Source organism: Streptomyces sp. HUAS CB01 (genome assembly GCF_030406905.1).
GTDB classification, from domain to species: Bacteria; Actinomycetota; Actinomycetes; order Streptomycetales; family Streptomycetaceae; genus Streptomyces; species Streptomyces chengbuensis.
Map to the genome: position 1 here is coordinate 3,374,107 of NZ_CP129137.1, position 17,573 is coordinate 3,391,679.

At 71.7% G+C, this 17,573-nt stretch carries 18 protein-coding genes; 6 read left to right on the forward strand and 12 right to left on the reverse strand.

The window, feature by feature from the left end; all coding sequences use genetic code 11:
- Positions 1-7: 7 nt before the first annotated feature.
- The 3 genes from QRN89_RS14850 to fabG are packed head-to-tail and all read right to left on the reverse strand — an operon-like array spanning position 8 to position 2,743.
- Positions 8-1,246, reverse strand: coding sequence for an FAD-dependent monooxygenase (locus QRN89_RS14850; protein ID WP_290349870.1), 1,239 nt, complete (start codon positions 1,244-1,246; stop codon positions 8-10).
- Positions 1,243-1,905 (reverse strand): antibiotic biosynthesis monooxygenase family protein, encoded by a 663-nt coding sequence (locus QRN89_RS14855; protein WP_290349871.1) that lies wholly within the window; start codon positions 1,903-1,905, stop codon positions 1,243-1,245. Before QRN89_RS14855 ends, QRN89_RS14850 begins: the two co-directional genes overlap by 4 nt.
- Positions 1,906-1,960: 55 nt before the next feature.
- Entirely contained in the window at positions 1,961-2,743 is a 783-nt protein-coding gene (gene fabG, locus QRN89_RS14860) for a 3-oxoacyl-ACP reductase FabG (protein WP_290349873.1), read from the reverse strand.
- A 77-nt stretch (positions 2,744-2,820) separates the two neighbouring features.
- Between fabG and QRN89_RS14865 the strand changes: the two genes are divergently transcribed.
- The 3 genes from QRN89_RS14865 (at position 2,821) to QRN89_RS14875 (ending at position 4,886) form a co-directional block, all read left to right on the forward strand.
- Positions 2,821-2,979: a hypothetical protein gene (locus QRN89_RS14865; protein ID WP_290349874.1), complete on the forward strand. Its 159-nt coding sequence runs from the start codon at positions 2,821-2,823 to the stop codon at positions 2,977-2,979.
- A gap of 279 nt (positions 2,980-3,258) precedes the next feature.
- A complete protein-coding gene (locus QRN89_RS14870; RefSeq protein WP_290349875.1) occupies positions 3,259-3,744 on the forward strand; it encodes a nuclear transport factor 2 family protein in 486 nt (161 codons plus the stop codon).
- Positions 3,744-4,886, forward strand: a complete 1,143-nt coding sequence (locus QRN89_RS14875; RefSeq protein WP_290349876.1) for a cytochrome P450 family protein — start codon at positions 3,744-3,746, stop codon at positions 4,884-4,886. The genes QRN89_RS14870 and QRN89_RS14875 overlap by 1 nt, the downstream gene beginning before the upstream one ends.
- A 62-nt stretch (positions 4,887-4,948) precedes the next feature.
- Here the strand turns inward: QRN89_RS14875 and QRN89_RS14880 are convergent, their stop codons facing one another.
- From QRN89_RS14880 to QRN89_RS14895, 4 genes are all read right to left on the reverse strand, one after another.
- Positions 4,949-6,961 carry an ABC transporter ATP-binding protein gene (locus QRN89_RS14880; protein WP_290349877.1) on the reverse strand — a complete coding sequence of 671 codons (2,013 nt, stop codon included), beginning with the start codon at positions 6,959-6,961 and terminating at the stop codon, positions 4,949-4,951.
- Positions 6,962-7,031: 70 nt separating this feature from the next.
- Positions 7,032-7,289, reverse strand: a complete 258-nt coding sequence (locus tag QRN89_RS14885) for an acyl carrier protein (RefSeq protein WP_290349878.1) — start codon at positions 7,287-7,289, stop codon at positions 7,032-7,034.
- 49 nt (positions 7,290-7,338) lie between these two features.
- Positions 7,339-8,553, reverse strand: a complete 1,215-nt coding sequence (locus tag QRN89_RS14890) for a ketosynthase chain-length factor (RefSeq protein ID WP_290349879.1) — start codon at positions 8,551-8,553, stop codon at positions 7,339-7,341.
- Positions 8,550-9,821: a beta-ketoacyl-[acyl-carrier-protein] synthase family protein gene (locus QRN89_RS14895; RefSeq protein ID WP_290349880.1), complete on the reverse strand. Its 1,272-nt coding sequence runs from the start codon at positions 9,819-9,821 to the stop codon at positions 8,550-8,552. The genes QRN89_RS14890 and QRN89_RS14895 overlap by 4 nt, the downstream gene beginning before the upstream one ends.
- Before the next feature lie 893 nt (positions 9,822-10,714).
- Here QRN89_RS14895 and QRN89_RS14900 point away from each other — a divergent pair.
- Positions 10,715-11,002: a PALP domain-containing protein gene (locus QRN89_RS14900; protein ID WP_290349881.1), complete on the forward strand. Its 288-nt coding sequence runs from the start codon at positions 10,715-10,717 to the stop codon at positions 11,000-11,002.
- Between the two features lie 81 nt (positions 11,003-11,083).
- Here the strand turns inward: QRN89_RS14900 and QRN89_RS14905 are convergent, their stop codons facing one another.
- The 3 genes from QRN89_RS14905 to QRN89_RS14915 form a co-directional block, all read right to left on the reverse strand.
- Positions 11,084-12,325 carry a sensor histidine kinase gene (locus tag QRN89_RS14905; protein ID WP_290349882.1) on the reverse strand — a complete coding sequence of 414 codons (1,242 nt, stop codon included), beginning with the start codon at positions 12,323-12,325 and terminating at the stop codon, positions 11,084-11,086.
- 124 nt (positions 12,326-12,449) lie between these two features.
- Entirely contained in the window at positions 12,450-14,714 is a 2,265-nt protein-coding gene (locus QRN89_RS14910) for a TOMM precursor leader peptide-binding protein (RefSeq protein ID WP_290349883.1), read from the reverse strand.
- 44 nt (positions 14,715-14,758) lie between these two features.
- On the reverse strand, positions 14,759-14,917 hold the full coding sequence (locus QRN89_RS14915) for a hypothetical protein (protein WP_290349884.1): 159 nt from the start codon (positions 14,915-14,917) through the stop codon (positions 14,759-14,761).
- Between the two features lie 369 nt (positions 14,918-15,286).
- On the opposite strand from QRN89_RS14915, the gene QRN89_RS14920 reads away from it, so the two are divergent.
- Complete coding sequence (locus QRN89_RS14920; RefSeq protein ID WP_290349885.1) at positions 15,287-16,081, forward strand: AfsR/SARP family transcriptional regulator; 795 nt, start codon at positions 15,287-15,289, stop codon at positions 16,079-16,081.
- A 96-nt stretch (positions 16,082-16,177) separates the two neighbouring features.
- Here the strand turns inward: QRN89_RS14920 and QRN89_RS14925 are convergent, their stop codons facing one another.
- Together QRN89_RS14925 and QRN89_RS14930 are read right to left on the reverse strand one after the other, a co-directional pair.
- Positions 16,178-16,588 (reverse strand): DUF6069 family protein, encoded by a 411-nt coding sequence (locus QRN89_RS14925; RefSeq protein ID WP_290349886.1) that lies wholly within the window; start codon positions 16,586-16,588, stop codon positions 16,178-16,180.
- A complete protein-coding gene (locus tag QRN89_RS14930; RefSeq protein WP_290349887.1) occupies positions 16,585-17,196 on the reverse strand; it encodes a TetR/AcrR family transcriptional regulator in 612 nt (203 codons plus the stop codon). The genes QRN89_RS14925 and QRN89_RS14930 overlap by 4 nt, the downstream gene beginning before the upstream one ends.
- 233 nt (positions 17,197-17,429) lie before the next feature.
- On the opposite strand from QRN89_RS14930, the gene QRN89_RS14935 reads away from it, so the two are divergent.
- Positions 17,430-17,573 (forward strand): hypothetical protein, encoded by a 144-nt coding sequence (locus tag QRN89_RS14935; RefSeq protein ID WP_290349888.1) that lies wholly within the window; start codon positions 17,430-17,432, stop codon positions 17,571-17,573.

Consider the following 17,573-nt stretch of genomic DNA (forward strand, 5'->3'; position numbering starts at 1 on the left):
TGTGCTCTCAGCGGCGTACGAAGTGGTCCTCGGCGACGGCGATGTCCGGGTCCCCGTAGGCGACGTGCCGCAGGATCGTGCGGAACAGCGGGGTCCGGGAGACGACTCCGGCGAGCCTGGGCCTGACCCGGGCCGCCACCGGGTTCTGCGAGAGCATCGCCTTGCTCTGCAGCGCCTGGAACCGCATCACCTTGCGCACGGCGGGGCGCCGCCTGCGGGTGAACTCCTCCAGCGTCTGCGCCGAGGCGTCGCCGCCGCGCAGGGAGGCCATCAGCACCGGGTGCAGCACCACCGCGTCCTGGATGGCGAGGTTGATCCCCTGCGCCCCGATCGGGCTGTGGGTGTGGGCGGCATCCCCGATCAGCACCAGCCCGTCGGCGGTCCAGGAGCGTGCCTCCTGGGTGAAGACGTCCAGCAGGGTCAGGTCCGACAGCCGGCCCAGGTGCGCGGCGATCCGGTCGGCGTACGGCGGCAGGGCCTTGGCGATCTCCGCCTTGACGTGCTCGATGCCGCGCTCGGCCACCGCCTGGTAGCCGCCGTGCGGCAGCGTCCAGCCCACCTGGAGGGTGTCCGGGAAGGACCGGTAGACGAGCACCGGGTTGCCGCCGGCGCGGAAGATCCGTACCCGGGGATCGGCGTCGTCGTCCGCGGGCAGCCTGAACCAGAGCACGTCGTGGTCGAAGGCCTCCGCGCGGTCCACCCCGATGTTCGCCAGTCGGCGGATCTTGGAGTACCGTCCGTCGGCGCCCACCACGCAGTGGGCGCGCACCTCGACGCGCCCCGCGCCGGTGGCCACCACGCCCCGCACCACCCCGTCGGCATCGCGCAGCAGTTCGCTCGCCCGGTGCCCCGGCAGACAGCTGAACGCGGTGAACTCGCCGCACAGCTCCAGGAGTTCCTCCAGCAGATGCCGCTGGGGCAGGCTGAGGAGGTGGTTGTACGGCCCGGGCAGCCGACCGTAGTCGGCGTCGAGCAGAACCCGTCCGCGGTCGGTGAGCTGGAAGCCGGGGTGCTCGTGCGCGCCCCGCTTGCGGGCGCCCGCGAGAACGCCGAGCCGGTCCAGCAGGGCCGCGCCGCCGGGCTGCAGGATCTCGCCGCGGTACTCCCGCTCCAGCGACCGGCTGCGCTCCAGCACCGTGACCGAGGCTCCGGAGCGGAGCAGCAGCAGGGCGAGGGTCAGCCCGGCGGGTCCCCCGCCGACGATGCAGAAGTCGCTCAGCGCGACGTCGGCTCCGGTGTCCGTCACTGTCGGTCGTCCTCTGCTCCGGGTGCGCGGTTCCACGCCAGGTGCTCGACACGCTCCACCGTCACGTCGGCCAGCTCGGCCAGGGCCTGATAGGTCGGGTGCGCGGTGGCCGTGGGGTAGGCGGCCGGATCCCACCAGTAGCCGATGCCGGTGTAACGGCCCGGCTTCTGCAGGGACTTGTTGAGATCGGCGTAGCCGAAGCCGTGCAGGGACTTGACGTGCTCGGCGTGGGCGGCGAACGCCTCCTCGAAACGCTGCTCGTCGCCGTCGACCTGGAAGACGGTGATGTTCATCAGCGGCTTGTCGAAATCCTCGCGCTTGCCGGCGGAGTCGGCGGCGTTGACCCGGAAGAGGTTCTTGCACAGGTCGAGTTCGGCGCCGTCGAGCATGCTGTGCATCACGCCCTGGTGGGCGCGGAACTGCTCGCTCCGCACGACCTTCTGGAACGCGTCCTTGGACGTCCACCAGCCGAAGTTCACGTAGACCGAGGGGTTCTCGGAGAGCGTGACCGCCTGGTGCGCGCCGAAGCCCTCCTGGGCCCGCATGTACTCGACGTGTTCCAGGAAGAAGCGCTCGAACTCCTTGGGGTCGCCCTTGGTGGTGAAGCGGGCGATCACGGTGATGAGGTTGCTGAGATCCTTCTCGTTGCTGCCAGTCATGGTGCGCGTACCTCCGTCGTGGTCCGGACCCGGCCGCCTCCCGGCCGGAAGGCGGTCAGTAGTTGCCGAGTCCGCCGCAGACGTTGATGGCCTGCGCGGTCACGGGGGCGGCCGCGTCGGAGACGAGGTAGGCGACCATCGCCGCCACCTCGTCCGGCGCGGTGTAGCGGCCGAGCGGGATCTTGGCCTGGAAGCGCTCGAGCACCTCCTCCTCGGAGGTCCCCCAGTGGGCCGCGTAGCCGCGGCGGACCTGCACCGCCATCGGGGTCTCGACGTAGCCGGGGCAGACCGCGTTGACGGTGATGCCCGTCTTGGCCAGCTCCAGCCCCAGAGCCTTGGTGAACCCGACGACGCCGTGCTTCGAGGCCGAGTAGGGGGCGCCGAGGGCCACGCCCTGCTTGCCTCCCGTGGAGGCGATGTTGACGATCCGCCCGCTGGGGAGCTCCCGCATCCGGCCGGTGGTGAGCACCGCGCGGGTCATCCGGAAGACGCTGTTGAGGTTGGTGTCGATCACGTCGTCCCACAGCTCGTCGGGGATCTCGGCGGTGATCCCGCCCCCGCTGCGCCCCGCGTTGTTGACGAGCGTGTCCACCGGGCCCATGCGGTCCACGGCGGCCTCGACGAACGCCGTGATCTCGGCACGGTCCCGGATGTCGCAGGTCCTGCCGTCCGCATCGAGCCCGCGGCCGGTCAGATCCTTCACGACCGAGGTGAGCTCGCCGCTGTCACGCGCGCAGACGAAGACGCGGAATCCTTGCTCGGCGAGTGCGGTCGTCACGGCCAGGCCGATCCCCCTGGTGGCCCCGGTGACGATCGCCGTACGTGACTTCGGGTTCATCCCATCTCCTTGTCGCGCGGTGGTGCCCGGCTCGGCGAGAGACTGCGCGGCGGTGCTCGAACCCCGCTCAAGGAGCGATGGACGACCCGACGGCCTCCCGCCCGTCCGCCCGAGCCGCCCGCCCGGCCCTCGCCGGCGACGGCCGGAACTCGGACACCGAGCCCCCCGCCCGGCTCCGCCGCACGCTCGGCGGCCTCGACCAGAACCCGGCGGCGGGGCTCTCGACGCCGTCTTGAGCGGGCCTCTAGGACGTGTCGCGAAAGTGGCTCCGCCCGCCCGCAGGGCGGGGCCTGCGGCGTCCGGTGCGTGCGATCGCACGGCGGAGGATCATCCTCGTACTGGACCTACCTGGACGACTCCGACGACGCAGCGAGCGTGCCTGGCGTCGCGGGTCAGGAGGGACTTTCGCAACACGGCCTGGACGGCGTGGCGAGGCTCGCAGGTGCGGTTCACCCCTGACGCGGTGGGCCGGCAACAGCCGAGCAGGCCCGTAGAAGGAGCCGAAGGGAGCCGGTATGACGCTGCCGTTGCAGCAAGCGGCACACGCAAGCCACGCGGACGGCACGGCACAGTCCGTGACGGCCGGCCTGTACCACGAGGTCCAGGGCTTCTACGCCCATCAGATGCAGCTGCTGGACTCCGACGAGGTCGACGCCTGGGCCCGGACGTTCACCGAGGACGGTGTGTTCAGTGCGAACGCGCACCCCGACCCGGTGCGCGGGCGCACGTCGATCGCCGCCGCGGCCAGGGCGGCCCGCGCGGCCCTGGCGGAGAAGGGGATCCGGCACCGGCACTGGCTGGGCATGGTCGACGTACGCCCCCTGGGAGACGACCGCCTCCTGGTGCGCTCCTACGCGCTGGTGCTGGCGATCCCGCGGGGCGGCCAGGCCACCGTGCACGTCCACACCACCTGCGACGACGAACTGGTCCGCAGGGACGGGCGGTGGCAGGTGGCCACCCGTCACGTGACCCGCGACGACCTGGAACCGGGGACCGAGTGATGACCGAGGTGCTGCGGGTGCAGCTCGCCGAGAGCCCGATCGCCGTGGCCGATCCCTACCCTGGTCTGGACCGGCTGCGGGAGGCGGGGCCCCTGGTGCGGGTCGAGACCACGTTCATGGGCGAGGTGTGGCTCGTCACGCGGTACGACCTCGCCCGCGAGCTGCTCGCCGACATGCGGTTCAGCAGGCGCCGCGCCGATGACAGCGAGGTGGCCGCCGTCGACTCCGACCCGCCCGACCACACCCGGATCCGGCGTCTGGTGCGCAAGGCGTTCACCCAGCGCCGGATCGAGGACCTCCGCGCCTGGGTGCAGCAGCTGGTGGACGGCATGCTCGACGGTCTGGAGACGGACCGCCCGGTCGATCTGCTGGACCGGTTCGCGTATCCGCTGCCCATCGCCGTCATCTGCGAGATGCTCGGCGCCCCGGCCGGGGACCGCGCCGATGTGCGGGCCCGCACCGAGAAGATCCTTGCCGGTGAGGTGGCGGAGAACCGCGAGGAGGTCTACGAGCGGACCAAGGAGTACATCGTCGACCTCATCGCACTCAAGCGGCGCGAGCCGGGCGACGACCTGATGAGCGCGCTGATCGCCGCCCGGGACGGCGGGGACCAGTTCACCGAGCCCGAGCTGGTCGAGCTGGGGATCGCCCTGATCGCCGCCGGGTACGCCACCACGACGAACCTGATCGGCAACGGTGTCCACGCCCTGCTGACCAACCCCGGTCAGCACGCCCTGCTCAAGGAGCGTCCCGAGCTGATCAACTCGGCGGTGGAGGAGTTCCTGCGCTACGAGAGCTCCTTCAGCGCCGCCGGCCAGATCGCCAAGGAGGACGTGAAGGTCGAGGACCTGGTCATCCGTGAGGGCGACGTCCTGCTCGTCTCCTTCTGCGGCGCGAACCGGGATCCCGCGAAGTTCCCCGACCCGCACCGCCTCGACATCACCCGTGACGCCAGTGGGCATCTGGCGTTCTCCCACGGCATCCACCACTGCCTCGGGGCGCCGCTGGCGCGGATGGAGGCGCAGGTGGCGATCGGCACGCTGGTGCGGCGCTTCCCCGGCGTCAAGCTCGCCGGCCCGACGCGCTGGCGCGAGAACATCATGCGCGGCCTGCACGAACTCCCCGTGATCCTCGGGGACTGACACACGCCGTGTGGGGTGCGGGCCGGGAGGAGTCCTCCCGGCCCGCACACACGTCGACGCACTCAGCGCTCCCTCGGCTCCAGGTCCGGCTCCAGGTCCAGATAGGCGGCGGCCTGCAGGGTGAACAGCGCGGCGTAGTCGCCGCCGCTTTCCATGAGCCGCGTGTGCGTGCCCTCCTCCACGAGCCGGCCGTCGCGCAGCAGCAGGATGCGGTCCGCGCGGCGCACGGTCGAGAAGCGGTGCGAGATGTACAGGGTGGTGCGCTGCGCCGCCAGTTCGCGCAGCCGGGTGAACAGCTCGTGCTCCGCCTCGGCGTCGAGCGCGGAGGTGGGCTCGTCGAGCAGCAGCACCGCGCTGTCGCGCATGAAGGCACGGCTGAGCGCGATCTTCTGCCACTCGCCGCCGGACAGGCTGACGCCGTCGGCGAACCACCGGCCGAGCGTGCTGTCCAGGCCCTGCGGCAGCCGGTCCACGATCGTCCTCGCCCCGCCCCTGTCCACCGACTCCTCGATACGGGCGCGGTCCTCGACCGCCTCCAGGCTGCCCAGCCCGACGTTCTCCGCGGCCGTGCCCTGGTACATGACGAAGTCCTGGAACATCGCGCTCATCCGGCGCCTGAGGTCCTCGGGCTCGTACTCGGTGACCGGTACGCCGTCGAGGAGGATGCGGCCCTCCGTGGGTTCGTAGAGCCGGCACAGCAGCTTCAGCAGCGTCGACTTGCCGGCGCCGTTGCGGCCGACGACGGCCACCGTCTCACCGGGACGTATCTCGAAGCTGACGTTGCGCAGTGCGGGGCGCCGCGTCCCGCGGTAACGGAAGGAGACGTTCTCGAAGACGACGTGGCCCCGCACCTTCTCGGGCACCGGCCTGGGGCGCTCGGGAGCGGTGATGGCGGGCCGGGTCGCCAGGAACCGGTCGAGGTTCGTGAGGTAGAGGGAGTTCTCGTACAGGCCGGTGATCCCCTGGAAGATCGACTGGAGCGAGGACTGCACGGAGCTGACCGCCATGGTGTACAGGGCCATGTCGCCGAGCGTCATCCGGCCGTGCATCGCCTCCAGCGCGATGTACAGATACGCCAGGCTGCCGACGAGCATCGACAGCAGCCCCCAGGTCACACCGACCAGGTTGCGTGCCCGCACCAGGCGCGCCTGCCACTGGTAGTAGACCTCGCCGAGCCTGCGGTAGCGCTCGACGAAGTACCCGCCGAGCCCGGAGAACTTGACCTCTTTCGCATAGGTGTCGGTCGTCACCAGCGTGCTCAGGTAGTCCATGCGCCGTGCGACGGGCGAGCTCCACAGGGTCATCATGAACCCGCGCTGGCTGTACTGGGACTCGGCGAGGAACGCCGGCAGCGGGGCCAGTAGGGCCGCCAGCACCAGCACGGGGCTGATCACCAGCATCAGGCCCAGCATCCCGACGAAGGTGATCAGCGTCCTGATGAGGTCGAACACTCCGGTGACCATGGACACCGGCCGGGTCGCCGTGCCGTCCCTGGCCTGTTGGAGCAGGTCATAGGAGTCCGACGCCTCGAAGTAGGCCAGGTCGAGGCCGACGGCGTGGCTCATCACCCGATGCCGGATCGTCAGGGCCACCTTCTCCTGAAGCAGTTGGCGGCAGATCGTGGACAGCGCCGTGCACAGCGCGTTGAGCGCGAAGACCAGCAGCTGGGCCCCGGCCACCACGACCACCTTGGTGGCCGGAGTCACCGTCGCCGACCAGCCGGTCAGCGGCACCTCCAGCAGGAGCCGGGCCCCGCCGTCACCGGCCCGGGCCCGCACCCCCTCCACCACCGTGTCGGTGAGCAGCTTGGCGACGTACGCGGCGGCCGCGGGCGTCAGTCCGCCGAGCACGGTGGCGGCCATCAGCCCCAGGGTCAGGCCCCGGCTCGTGCTCCAGGTCAGCCTGAGCACCTGGGGAAGCCCACGCACCGTGCCGACCAGGGCGGTACGGAACGCGCGCAGACGTTCCGCCGCCCCGCGCCGGCGTCGCGGCCGGGGAGGCTCACCGATCTCCAGCGGGCCGGTCAGGCCGCTGTCGCCCACGGTCACCGGTTCGTCGAACGGTCCGCGCCGCATGCCGCGGCCCTCCGGTCTCCCCCGGTTCACGGGGCCACCCCCACGCGGCGGCACTGCCCCGGACGCCCCCTCACGCCGCGTCGAGCACGAGTCCGTTGACGTGCTCCACGAGTTCCCGTGGCGTCGTGACCTGCTCGAAGGTGTCGTCCGGGAACTTCACTCCGTACTCCCGCTCGATCCGGCTCTGCGTCTCCAGCAGCGCCAGCGAGTCGTATCCGAGATCGGTGAAGAGACGGTCGGCGCCGTCCTCCAGCGGCAGGCCGGAGTCGTCCTCCCCGGCGCACTCCCGCATGATGTCCTGCAACTTCGACAGCGTGATCTCTCGCATGGCCACTCTTCTCCTCACTGTTGTCGTCGGCTCGATCCGGCCCAGGACCTCAGGCCGCCCGGCGCAGGACGAGCGCGGCGTTGAACCCGCCCGCGCCCCGGGCCAGCACCAGCGCGGCGCCCGGCCGCCACGGCCGGGGTGCTCCGGTCACCAAGTCGATGTCGTACTCCGGCGCGACGGAGCCGATGCCCGCCGTCGGCGGGATCACCTCGTCGCGCAGGGCCAGCAGGGCACAGGCGGCATCCACCGGCGCCGCGCCCGAACTCATGCGCCCCGTCAGGGTCTTGGGAACGGTCACAGGCACGCCACCGGGCCCGAACACCGCGGCGACGGCCTCGGCCTCGATCCGGTCGGCCGCCAGGTCGCCGGCCCCGTCGGCGAACACCACACCGATGTCCGACGGGTCCGTCCCGGCGTCCTCGAGCGCACCCTCGAGGGCACGCCGAAGAACGGGGGTTCCACCGTGCCGGGGGGCGGCGTCGAACGTCGTGGCGTAGCCGGCGATCTCGCCGTAGACCCGGGCCCCCCGGTCCCGGGCGCGGGCCGCGTCCTCGACGACGAGGATGGCGCCGCCCTCGCCGGGCACATACCCGTCCGCCCCGGCGGTGAAGGGCCGGTAGGCATCGGCCGGGTCCTGCCGGGCGCTCATGTGACCGCCCTTGATGCGGGCCACCCAGCCGTACGGGCTGAGGGAGCTCTCCATGCCGCCGGACAGGACCAGCGGGGTGCCCTTGCGGATGTTCCGGCGGGCCTGGGCGAGGGCGTCGAGACCGCCCGCCTGGTCACCGACGAATACCCCGGAGGGGCCGCGCATGCCGTGCCGGATGGAGATCTGGCCGGAGTTGACCGCGTAGAACCATGCGAAGGACATGTAGACGCTGACGTGCTCCGGACCGGAGCTCCACAGGGCGGTGAGCTCGCGCTGGCCGTACTCGAAGCCGCCCGAGGCCGCGGAGGTGGCCACGCCCATCTCCGTCGTGTCGTACGTCCCGGGCGTCACCTCGGCGTCGGCCAGGGCCCATTCGGAGGCGGCGAGGGCGAGCTGGGTCATCCGGTCGGTCTGCGGGATCAGCCGGCCCGGCACATGCTCCTCGGGGACGAAGTCGTCGATCTCCCCCACCAGTGTGGCGGGGTACCGGCTCGCGTCGAACCGCCGGACCGGCCCGATGCCGGACTCCCCCCGCAGCGTCGCCTCCCAGAACGGCCCGACCCCCAGGCCGTTCGGTGCCGCGACGCCGATTCCGGTCACCACTGCCGATGTCACGCTTCTCCCTTCTCCGGGTGGGTCAGCACCATGGCGCTCTGGAAGCCCCCGAATCCGCTGCCCACGCTCAGCACGGCCGACAGGTCCCGGTCGCGCGCGACCAGCGGCACATAGTCGAGGTCGAGCTCCGGGTCGGGTTCGTTGAGGTTGGCGGTCGGCGGGACGACGCCCTGGTCGATGGCCAGGGCACAGGCGGCGATCTCGATCGATCCGATCGCCCCCAGGGAGTGGCCCACCATCGACTTGATGGAGCTGACCGGCGTGCGGTACGCGTGGTCGCCCAGACTGGTCTTGATGGCCGCCGTCTCGTGCCGGTCGTTCTGCTTGGTGGCGGTACCGTGCGCGTTGACGTAGTCGATGTCCTGCGGGTTCAGCCGGCTCTCGTCGAGCGCCGCCGTGATCGCGGCGGCCAGCTCCGCGCCGTCGGGCCGCAGCCCGGTCATGTGGTACGCGTTGCTGCGGGACGCGAAGCCGGTGATCTCGGCGTAGATCCGGGCCCCGCGGGAGCGCGCGTGGTCCAGCTCCTCCAGGACGAGCATCGCGGCCCCCTCGCCGAGCACGAAGCCGTTGCGGGTGCGGTCGAAGGGCCGCAGCGCGTGCTCGGCGTCGTCGTTGCGCGGCGAGGTCGCCTTGATGGCGTCGAAACAGGCCACCGTGATGGGCGAGATGGGCGCGTCGGTACCGCCCGCCAGCATCACGTCCGCCCGCCCCTCCCGGATCAGCTCGCAGGCGTGGCCCAGGGAGTCCAGGCCCGAGGTGCAGCCCGCGGAGACGACGGTGACCGGTCCCTGGGCGTTCGCCTCCCAGGCCACCTCCGCGGCGAGCGAGCTGGGCACGTAGTAGTCGTAGAGGTGAGGAACCGCGTAGCCGTCGTCGACCAGCCAGTCCTGTCCGGCGTCGCTGAGGACGACGTACTCCTCCTCGAGCCGGACGGTGCAGCCGACGGCGCTGCCGACGCTGACGCCGACCCGTGCGGGGACGAGGCCGTCCGTTTCGAGGCCGCTGTCCCCGAGGCTCTCGCGGGCGGCGACGAGCGCGAACTGCGCGGCCCGGTCCAGCCGCCGGATCTCCCGTGCGGAGAGCCCCTGCCGGACCGGGTCGAAGTCGACCTCGGCTGCGATGCGCGAGCGGAAGGCCGACGCGTCGAAGGCGGTGATCAGCCTGGTCGCACTCCGCCCGGCGGTGATCATCTCCCAGAACGCCTTGGTGCCCACCGCACCCGGAGCGACCACGCCGACGCCGGTGATCACGACCCTCCGGCTGCTCATCGCCGCCTCCTGGCGGTTCTCCTGCTGCTCTGCATTCCCATCGGTCTCTGCTCTCCTGATCGTCCAGGGACGGAACGGGTCGAGCCTGCGCGCCGGCCCTGGAGGGTCACTCGAAGAACGCAGGAGCCCTCGACCGGGAATCGAGCCGCTCCGGGGACGGTGGGGCACCGTCCGGCACCCGGCACGAGAGCCGCCTGAGCTGCCAGGAGGGAATGAGCGGTGTCCGGCTTCGAGACGGACAGCCTCGGTGGACGGACAGGCGCGGGTGGTGCGCGGAGTCGACCTCGGCGGTCGGCGCCCGGACGCGGTGCGACCAGATCCGGGCGCGCTGCCGGAGTACGAGGTCCTGGCTTTCCGGCACCAACGGCTCGACGACGAGGCACCGCTGGCCCTCGCCGGCCGGCCGGGCCCGCTGACGCCGGGCGGGTGCTTCTTCGGTGACCCGGGCGTCAGGGACCAACTGGAGCCGGCGGTGCGGACGGTCGTGGAGCAGGCCGCCGCGGCGGGCATCGCCTGCGGAGCGCACTGCGTGGACGGGGCGCAGGCCGCGCGCGGCGCCTGTCGGAGTGCTTCACCTTCGCGGCCGTCTCCGGCGACGTCACCCGTCTCCGGCAGGTCGCGGCCGGGCATCCGGCCGCCGCGCGAGGGGACGGCGCATGAGCAACGCGGGAAAGCGAGCTCCGCCCGGCCGGCGGCCGCGGTCGGGTCCGTCGAGGATCCCGGGGGCGGGACACCGATGGTCCCGGTGCCGCTGCCCGGCCTGCCCGGAGGGGCGATGCCACCGGGCCCGAGATCCGGGACGCGGTCGGTGCGGACGTCGATGTCCTGGTGCTCGGCGTGGGCACCGAAGGCTCGCTGACGGGCGGGGCGCGTCTTCGGATGGGACGCACGACGTGCTTGTGGTCGCGGTCGAGCCGGCCAGGTCGGGGGTCGTGTCGGGCGGGGCCGCCGGGCCGCACGGCATTCCCGGCATCGGCGCGGGCTGTGTCTCGGAGATCACCGATCTCCCGCTGGTCGACGAGATCGTCGCGGTGACGGACGAGGACTCCGCGGCGACGGCCCGCGAGAGCGCGGCCACCACGGGCGTCCTGGTCGGCGTCCCCTCGGGTGCGGCCGCCCGCGCCGCACGGCTGGTCGCCGGCGCGCCCGTGGCGGCGGACGGCCGGAGCCGGGCGTCGTGACGGTGTTCCCCGACTCCGGGGAGCGCTGTCTGCCGAAGGCGGCGCACCGCCCCGAGGACTGAGCCACCCCCGGGGCGGTGCTCACCGGTCGCCCACGCGCAGCACCCGTACCAGGGCACTGTCCTCGGGGTCGCGCACCGCGGCCTGCCGCACCTTCACGGCGCCGCTGCCCTCGCTCTTGGACAGCAGCGGTACGTGGACGGCCAGCTGGAAGGTCCCCCGCTCCGGGGAGGTGACGCCGAGGCTTCCCCCGAAGGACTCCACCCGGGCGCGGAGGTTGCCGATGCCGCTGCCTCCGGCGTCGTCGTCCGCGCTGAGGACGCCGGACTGACCGCCGGCGCCGTCGTTCCACATGACGAGCCAGACCTGGTCGTTCTTGCGCCAGGCTTCGATCCGGCAGTGGGTCGCCTTGGTGTGCCGCAGGATGTTGGTGAGACCTTCCCTCAGCACGGTGGCGAGCAACGCGTCCACACGGGACGGAAGTTCGCCGGGTTCCACGTCGGACTCCACCCGGATGCCGAGCGCGGCGAGCAGCGACTCGGCCGTCTGGAGTTCGGTGGTCAGGGACATCGCCACATAGCCCTGGGCCACCGCGCGGACATCACCCAGCGCCCGCCGGGAGGCCTGCAGAAGGTCGCGGATCTCCTCCCGGGCGCGCCGGTGCTCCTCCGGAATCAGCCGATAGGCGAGTTCCCCTTTGAGCGTGATCGTGGAGAGGCTGTAGCCGAGCAGGTCGTGCAGGTCACGAGCGAAGCGCAGTCGTTCCTGCGCAATGGCCAGTTCGGCGAGTTCGACCCGTGAGGCGTACACCTCGCCGACCAGTCCGGTCAGCCGCGACATGCCGAAGACCACGATGCCGGTGAGTCCGGTGGCGACCGACGTGTAGGCGACGGCCCCCAGTCCGTGTCCCAGCTCCACGAGGATCAGGTCCGTGGCCAGGATGACCAGGAAGAAGCAGATCCAGGCGGGTAGCGGCCGCAGCCGCAGCAGAGCCGAACCCGCCAGGAAGCCCGGCATGCCGAGCCATGCCTCCTCGAGAAGGACGAACGGGACATAGGTCAACACCGCCTGGATCGCCAGCATCACCCGAACCGGGAAGTACTTGGCCGACACCAGACGGGGGAAGGAGTGTCCGATTTGAAGGGTCAGAAGAAGGCCGAGCAGGACCAGCCCCAGCGCCAGCTGGAGGCGCGTGGGCTGGGCTCGCACGACGTAGGTGACGGCAACTCCGAAGTAGCACAACAGAGTTGCCCCGGTGATCGACACCGCGATGCGTGGCGCGATGTCGTACGCCTCGGTCGAAATCAGGCGCGGCACTTTCATGGTTCCCACGAAACCCCCGCTTCGTGCGCACATTGTTACCAATGCCATCACACATCTTACGGGTTTGTCCGGTCACCCAGCGTGCTTCGAACATATTGAGACAGCGCGGCTGAGCAGCCGGCTGTCACAGGAACAGCGCGATGGGATTGAGCTGCTCGTACGGGGTGGGGACGGAGAGCCGGCCCAGGCGCACCGGCACGTCGAACAGCCGGCCCGGCGCGAACCGCGCCCAGTGCGGCCGCAGCCCGGGAACGATCACCTTGACGACGGGAAGGCCCATGTCCGGACGGGTCTGATCGAGAACGAGCATCTCCAGGCCGCGTTCGCGCAGCAGGCCGACCGCATGGTCGATGTCGTCCAGCAGGTCGTGCCGCCGGGGCTGTGCGAGGCGTGACAGGTCCGACGGTGAACTCGCGCGCAGGTACGGCTGGTTCTCGAGCGTCGCGTGCTGCAACCAAGCCAGCGCGTGCGGATCGCGGCACTCGTATCCGCTGCCGTCGGCCGTGGCCCCGAGGACCGGCGGGAGCAGTTGGTTCAGCTCCGTGAGCGCACGCCGTACGGCCACGGCCGGGTCGAAGTGGGCTCCGAAGCCGAGCATGACGTCCTCGGCCGGCTTGTCGATGCGCCGCGCCAGCGCGGCCACCACGGGGATGCCGAAGTCGGAGGTGAGGTCCAGGGCCCACACCTCACGCCCGAGCTGCGCGTGCACCTCGTGGCAGCGGGTGATCCAGCCGTCGTCGAAGACCGCCAGGTCGACGGCCGGCTGCACCGTGCGGTTGTACCACCACAGGGCGACGGCATCGCGCTCCACCAGCTCCAGGAAGCCCTGGAGCACCGCGTCCTCCAGGCTGCCCCCGGCCGCCGCCCCGTTGGAGTTGGCGAAGAACCACTGCCGGCCCTCGGGCTGCGGCACGTGGTAGTAGAGCAGCGCCGTGGGCAGGAGACGTCGGCGCTGCTCGGTCAGCGACCACACCGGGGTCCAGTCGACCTCGGCGTCGGCGTCGAACGGGTCGCACACGTGGTGGTGCGCGGAGTGCCGGGCGTTCCACTCCTTCCGCTCCGCGAGCTGGCGGGGGTGGAACAGCTGCACCGCGTCCGGATGCACGGCCTCATCGGCCAGGTCACGGTAGCGGGCGCGCACCCGCGGCTCGGTGCCGTGCAGACAGCCGCTGAGCCGCTCGACCGCCTCGCCCAGCGCGCTGACCCGCGCCTGCTCCTCGGTGGCGCCCTTGCCCGAACTGGTGCCGCGCAGCCCGGCGCGCACCGAGTCGAGGCCCGAGTCCGGCCCCAGCACCGGGTTGTACCCGGCATGGAAGCAGTTCAGGAAAGCCGGGCCGCGGGTGTCCCGGCGTATCTCCCGCACGGGCCCGGTGACGGGATCGACCAGATGCCGGTACGTGTCCCACATCTGCTCCGCCGACAGCGCGCGATGGCCGTTTCCACCGGCCTCCGTCTTCGGCCGGGAGCGCAGGACCACGGGCGCCTCGACGCGGGCCCGCTCGATCCGGGGATCCCCGCACGCCTCGCACTGCGGGCGACGCACGACGGCGTGCCGACTCCCTTCCAGCGTGAGCGTGTCGAAGATGAACAGTCTGCCCTGGTCCGCCCCGCGATGGCCCTGGAGCCACTTGGCCGCCTCCAGAAGGGCGAGCTGGAGGGCGGCGGCACGGCTCGCGGGCAGTTCCGCGACGGGCTGCGGCACCGGCCGTTCGAGCCCCAGCCGGTCGCGCAGGTGTGCCTCGACCGGCCTGACCTGCCACAGGCGGACGGCCAGGCAGTGCCGGCACGGCCCGTCCGCGAGCCCGAAGAACGGCCCCAGCCACGCCACGCGTCCGCCGGGCCGCACCGGCAGCCAGGGACGGCCTTCGGCCCGGTGCTCCGCGTCCAGGCGGGCCAGGTCCGGATCCAGGTAGTCCGCGCAGACCACGACGGTGAGTCCCGCGGCCGATGCGTCCGGCACGACCCGCAGCCCGGCGGCACGCACGGCGTCGTGCACACCGGCCGCCCGCGCGGCGTCCTCCCCGGCGCCCGGACCGCCGCCGCCCAACACCCGCACGTGCACCGCGTCGGTCCGCGGCGCCTCGGCGGTCGGTGCCCCTGCCCCGGCCAGCTCCCAGTAGGCGTCCTGGGCCGCCCGTCCGGGATCGACGGCACGCTCGTGGAGCAGGCCGGACGCGACGAGCCGGTCGAGCGTGCGTCCCACGCTGTGCGGATCCAGCCAGGCAGCCGACTCGTTCAGTACGCCGGCCCGGTCCCGGGTACCGTCCAGCAGCGGAACGATCCGCTCGATGTGCGGTCCGCGCAGCGCCACCACCCGGTCGTCGGCGAACACGTAGACGGCCTCGCCCGGCACAGCCGCTGCGCGCAGTGGCGGACGAAGACCGAGCACGGGCCCCGGCGCACCGGAGCCCGTGTTCTCCTGACCCGGGTGGGTCAAGAGCCCGCCCCCGGTGACGCCGACTCGGCCGTGTCCGCCGGTGTCTGTCCGGGGCCGCCCTTCCAGCAGATGCAGATGCAGATGCCTGCGGCCGGTGCGTACTGAAGGTCGGCAGAGAGCTCCTCGATCAACAGCAGGTCGTCGTTGTCGTTCAAGAGATTTCCTCTGGGATGTGAGGGGTGGAGAGGCGGCAACCGGTCAGCCGCCGCACCCGAGTCTGCCGGTGATCGCGCCGTCTGCACAGTGCGCTCTGCACCCCCGCACCGTGAGAATCTCACGGTCGGCCCCCCGCGGATTCCACGGTGACTGTCGGGACGTTGGCACTGGCAGGAAACTCGACGGTGGGTGGACGCTCGATGAGGGACGCCGGCGCGTCGACGTTCGCGGCAGAACGTCGTTCCCCCGAGCGCGGCGGTTCCCCCGGTCTCGTGATGAACCGCACAAGCGCCGGCCGCCGACCGTGGCCAGCACCCCACAGACACGACTCACGGCTGTTGACCACCATCGACCGAACGGAGTCCACCATGAGGTTCAGTCTGCTCGGCCCCTTCGAGATCACCACCGACGACGGGAAGCCGTTCGCCCTGCGCTCACCGAAGGTTCGGCAGGTCCTCGCGCTGCTGCTCGCGCAGCCGGGCGGAGTGGTTCCCGTGGAGACACTGATAGGGGAACTGTGGGGGGAACATCCGCCCCGAAGCTCCCTGACGACGCTCCAGACGTACATCTACCACGCCCGCAAGGCCTTCGGCCGGGAAGGCGTCGCGCCGGGACGCGAGCTCCTGGTCACGGCTCCGCCGGGCTATCGGATGGACGTGTTCGACCACGAGGTGGACAGCATCGTCTTCGAGGACCTCGTCAACCGGGGCCGGGCGGAGCTGCGTGACGGGAACGACGAAGCGGCCTCCCGCCATCTGCGGCAGGCGCTGTCGATGGGCCGCGGCCGGGTGCTCTCCAACATCGAGGTGGGCGATGTGCTCTCGGCCCATGTCGCCTACCTCGAGGAACTGCGGCTGCGTGCCACGGAACTGTCGATCGAGACCGACGTCCGGCTGGGCCGGCACCGCGAACTCATCCCCGAACTGCGCGCACTCGTCAAAGAACACCAGCTCAACGAGTGGTTCCACGGCCAGCTGATCTCGATCCTCAGTGTCTCGGGGCGACGGGCCGAGGCATTGAAGGCCTACCAGAACCTGCGGCGCATCCTGGACGACGAACTGGGCCTCGAACCGTCGGACGAACTCCAGCGACTGCAGTACGAGGTGCTCAACTCCTCCGGCCCCGAGCCCATGCGTCTGCTGAGGCCGTCTCCCGTCCGCTAGAAGGCTGCTGAAAAGGTCGAAGGTCTTGTCCGGCCGTGGGCCGGGCGGCCTTCTGCCTCCGTCTGGTGCTGTCCACGGCGTGCTCGGTGCCGGCGGTCACCCCCCGGCGGCACCGGCTCCCGCCCCGGGGGACCTGCCGCCCAGCCCCGGGATCAGCACCGCCGCCACCGCCAGGTGCATCAGAGCGAGGGAGACCCGGGTGCCGCCGTCCATGCCGTCGCCGATGAGCGGCAGGAAGGACACGGCCAGTACGGCGCCGGCCACACCGGTCCAGACGGCGCGGGCACGCCGTACCCCGAACCGCTCCAGGGCGGCCAGCAGTCCCCAGCCGGAGAGCGACGCGAGCAGTGCGACGACCGCCACGGGCACGGCGCCGATGGCGAGCGTCTGCTCGCCGTCGGCGAGCCGCAGCCGGTGCCCCAGCAGTGGGTCCGCGACCAGCCACACCAGGACGGGGGCCAGGACGGTCAGGGCCGTAACCCTCAGGCGCCTTTTCCGCGCGCTCACCTGGCGCCCCCCGAGAGCGCCCCGTGCAGGAAGACCTCCACCAGTTCCTGCGAGGTCAGGTCGGGCTCGTCCTCCGTACGCGGCTGGGTGAAGAGCAGCCCGATGAAGAGGGCCGCGATCTGCTCCGGCGGCCGACGCAGGGCGGCCTTGTCGGGCTCCAGCAGCTCCGCGAGGGCCGCGCGGATACGGGTCGTCGACTCGTCACGGCCCGCGCCGCGCACCGTGCCGGGGTGCTTGCCGCCGCCGTGCCCCAGCGAGCCGATGATCGCGCCAAGCCGGTCCATGTGCGCCTGCAGCGCCTCGGCCGCCTCCGCGAGCCGGTCGGGCAGCGGCTGGAATACGTCGATCGTGCCCAGTTCGCGAATCGCGTGCTCGGGGGAGAGCGCCTCCGCGATGCAGGCTTGCAGCAGCTCGTCCTTGTCGGCGAAGACGCGGAAGATCGTGCCCTCGCCGATGCCCGCGGCGCGGGCGATCTTCGCGGTCGTCACGGCGGAGCCGTACTCGGTGATCAGCGGGATCGCGGTCTGGATGATCATTTCGCGGCGCTGCTCCGGCGACATGCCGGGGGCGCGGCGGCGCGTGGTCTGGTTCTCCTTCGGTGCTGTCATAACGGCGATAGTACGGAGTGAGGACTCACTCCGTCAATGAGTGAGTACTCACTCCGCCGACTTTCCGGTACTCGCCGCCTGTCGACGGCAGCCCGCCAAACCCACCACGCAGTCATCGGCAACCGCCACGGGAGTGCGCTGTGATGCGCCCGGCACGACACCGAGGTGCCTCAGGCGCGTGAGCGAGCCGACCCGCGGAGGCGCCCCGCTCGGCCCTGCTGGCCCTCGTGTTCGTGCCGGCCCGCGAAGACATCGCCCCGGACGAGGTGGGCCCGCTGCCGACCACCCGCTACGCGGACGATCCGGCCGGTGCCGCGGACCTGGTGCGGCTGGTAGCGCTCCTCGTCCGGGCGTCGGCACGGCGGTCCGGGCGTTGA

Excerpts from the sequence above, each read along its gene's own strand:
- fabG (WP_290349873.1), bottom strand. The coding sequence starts at position 2,743 with ATGAACCCGAAGTCACGTACGGCGATCGTCACCGGGGCCACCAGGGGG.
- QRN89_RS14870 (WP_290349875.1), top strand. The coding sequence starts at position 3,259 with ATGACGCTGCCGTTGCAGCAAGCGGCACACGCAAGCCACGCGGACGGC.
- QRN89_RS14930 (WP_290349887.1), bottom strand. The coding sequence starts at position 17,196 with ATGACAGCACCGAAGGAGAACCAGACCACGCGCCGCCGCGCCCCCGGC.
- QRN89_RS14905 (WP_290349882.1), bottom strand. The coding sequence starts at position 12,325 with ATGAAAGTGCCGCGCCTGATTTCGACCGAGGCGTACGACATCGCGCCA.
- QRN89_RS14855 (WP_290349871.1), bottom strand. The coding sequence starts at position 1,905 with ATGACTGGCAGCAACGAGAAGGATCTCAGCAACCTCATCACCGTGATC.
- QRN89_RS14875 (WP_290349876.1), top strand. The coding sequence starts at position 3,744 with ATGACCGAGGTGCTGCGGGTGCAGCTCGCCGAGAGCCCGATCGCCGTG.
- QRN89_RS14895 (WP_290349880.1), bottom strand. The coding sequence starts at position 9,821 with ATGAGCAGCCGGAGGGTCGTGATCACCGGCGTCGGCGTGGTCGCTCCG.
- QRN89_RS14920 (WP_290349885.1), top strand. The coding sequence starts at position 15,287 with ATGAGGTTCAGTCTGCTCGGCCCCTTCGAGATCACCACCGACGACGGG.
- QRN89_RS14885 (WP_290349878.1), bottom strand. The coding sequence starts at position 7,289 with ATGCGAGAGATCACGCTGTCGAAGTTGCAGGACATCATGCGGGAGTGC.
- QRN89_RS14865 (WP_290349874.1), top strand. The coding sequence starts at position 2,821 with ATGGACGACCCGACGGCCTCCCGCCCGTCCGCCCGAGCCGCCCGCCCG.
- QRN89_RS14880 (WP_290349877.1), bottom strand. The coding sequence starts at position 6,961 with ATGCGGCGCGGACCGTTCGACGAACCGGTGACCGTGGGCGACAGCGGC.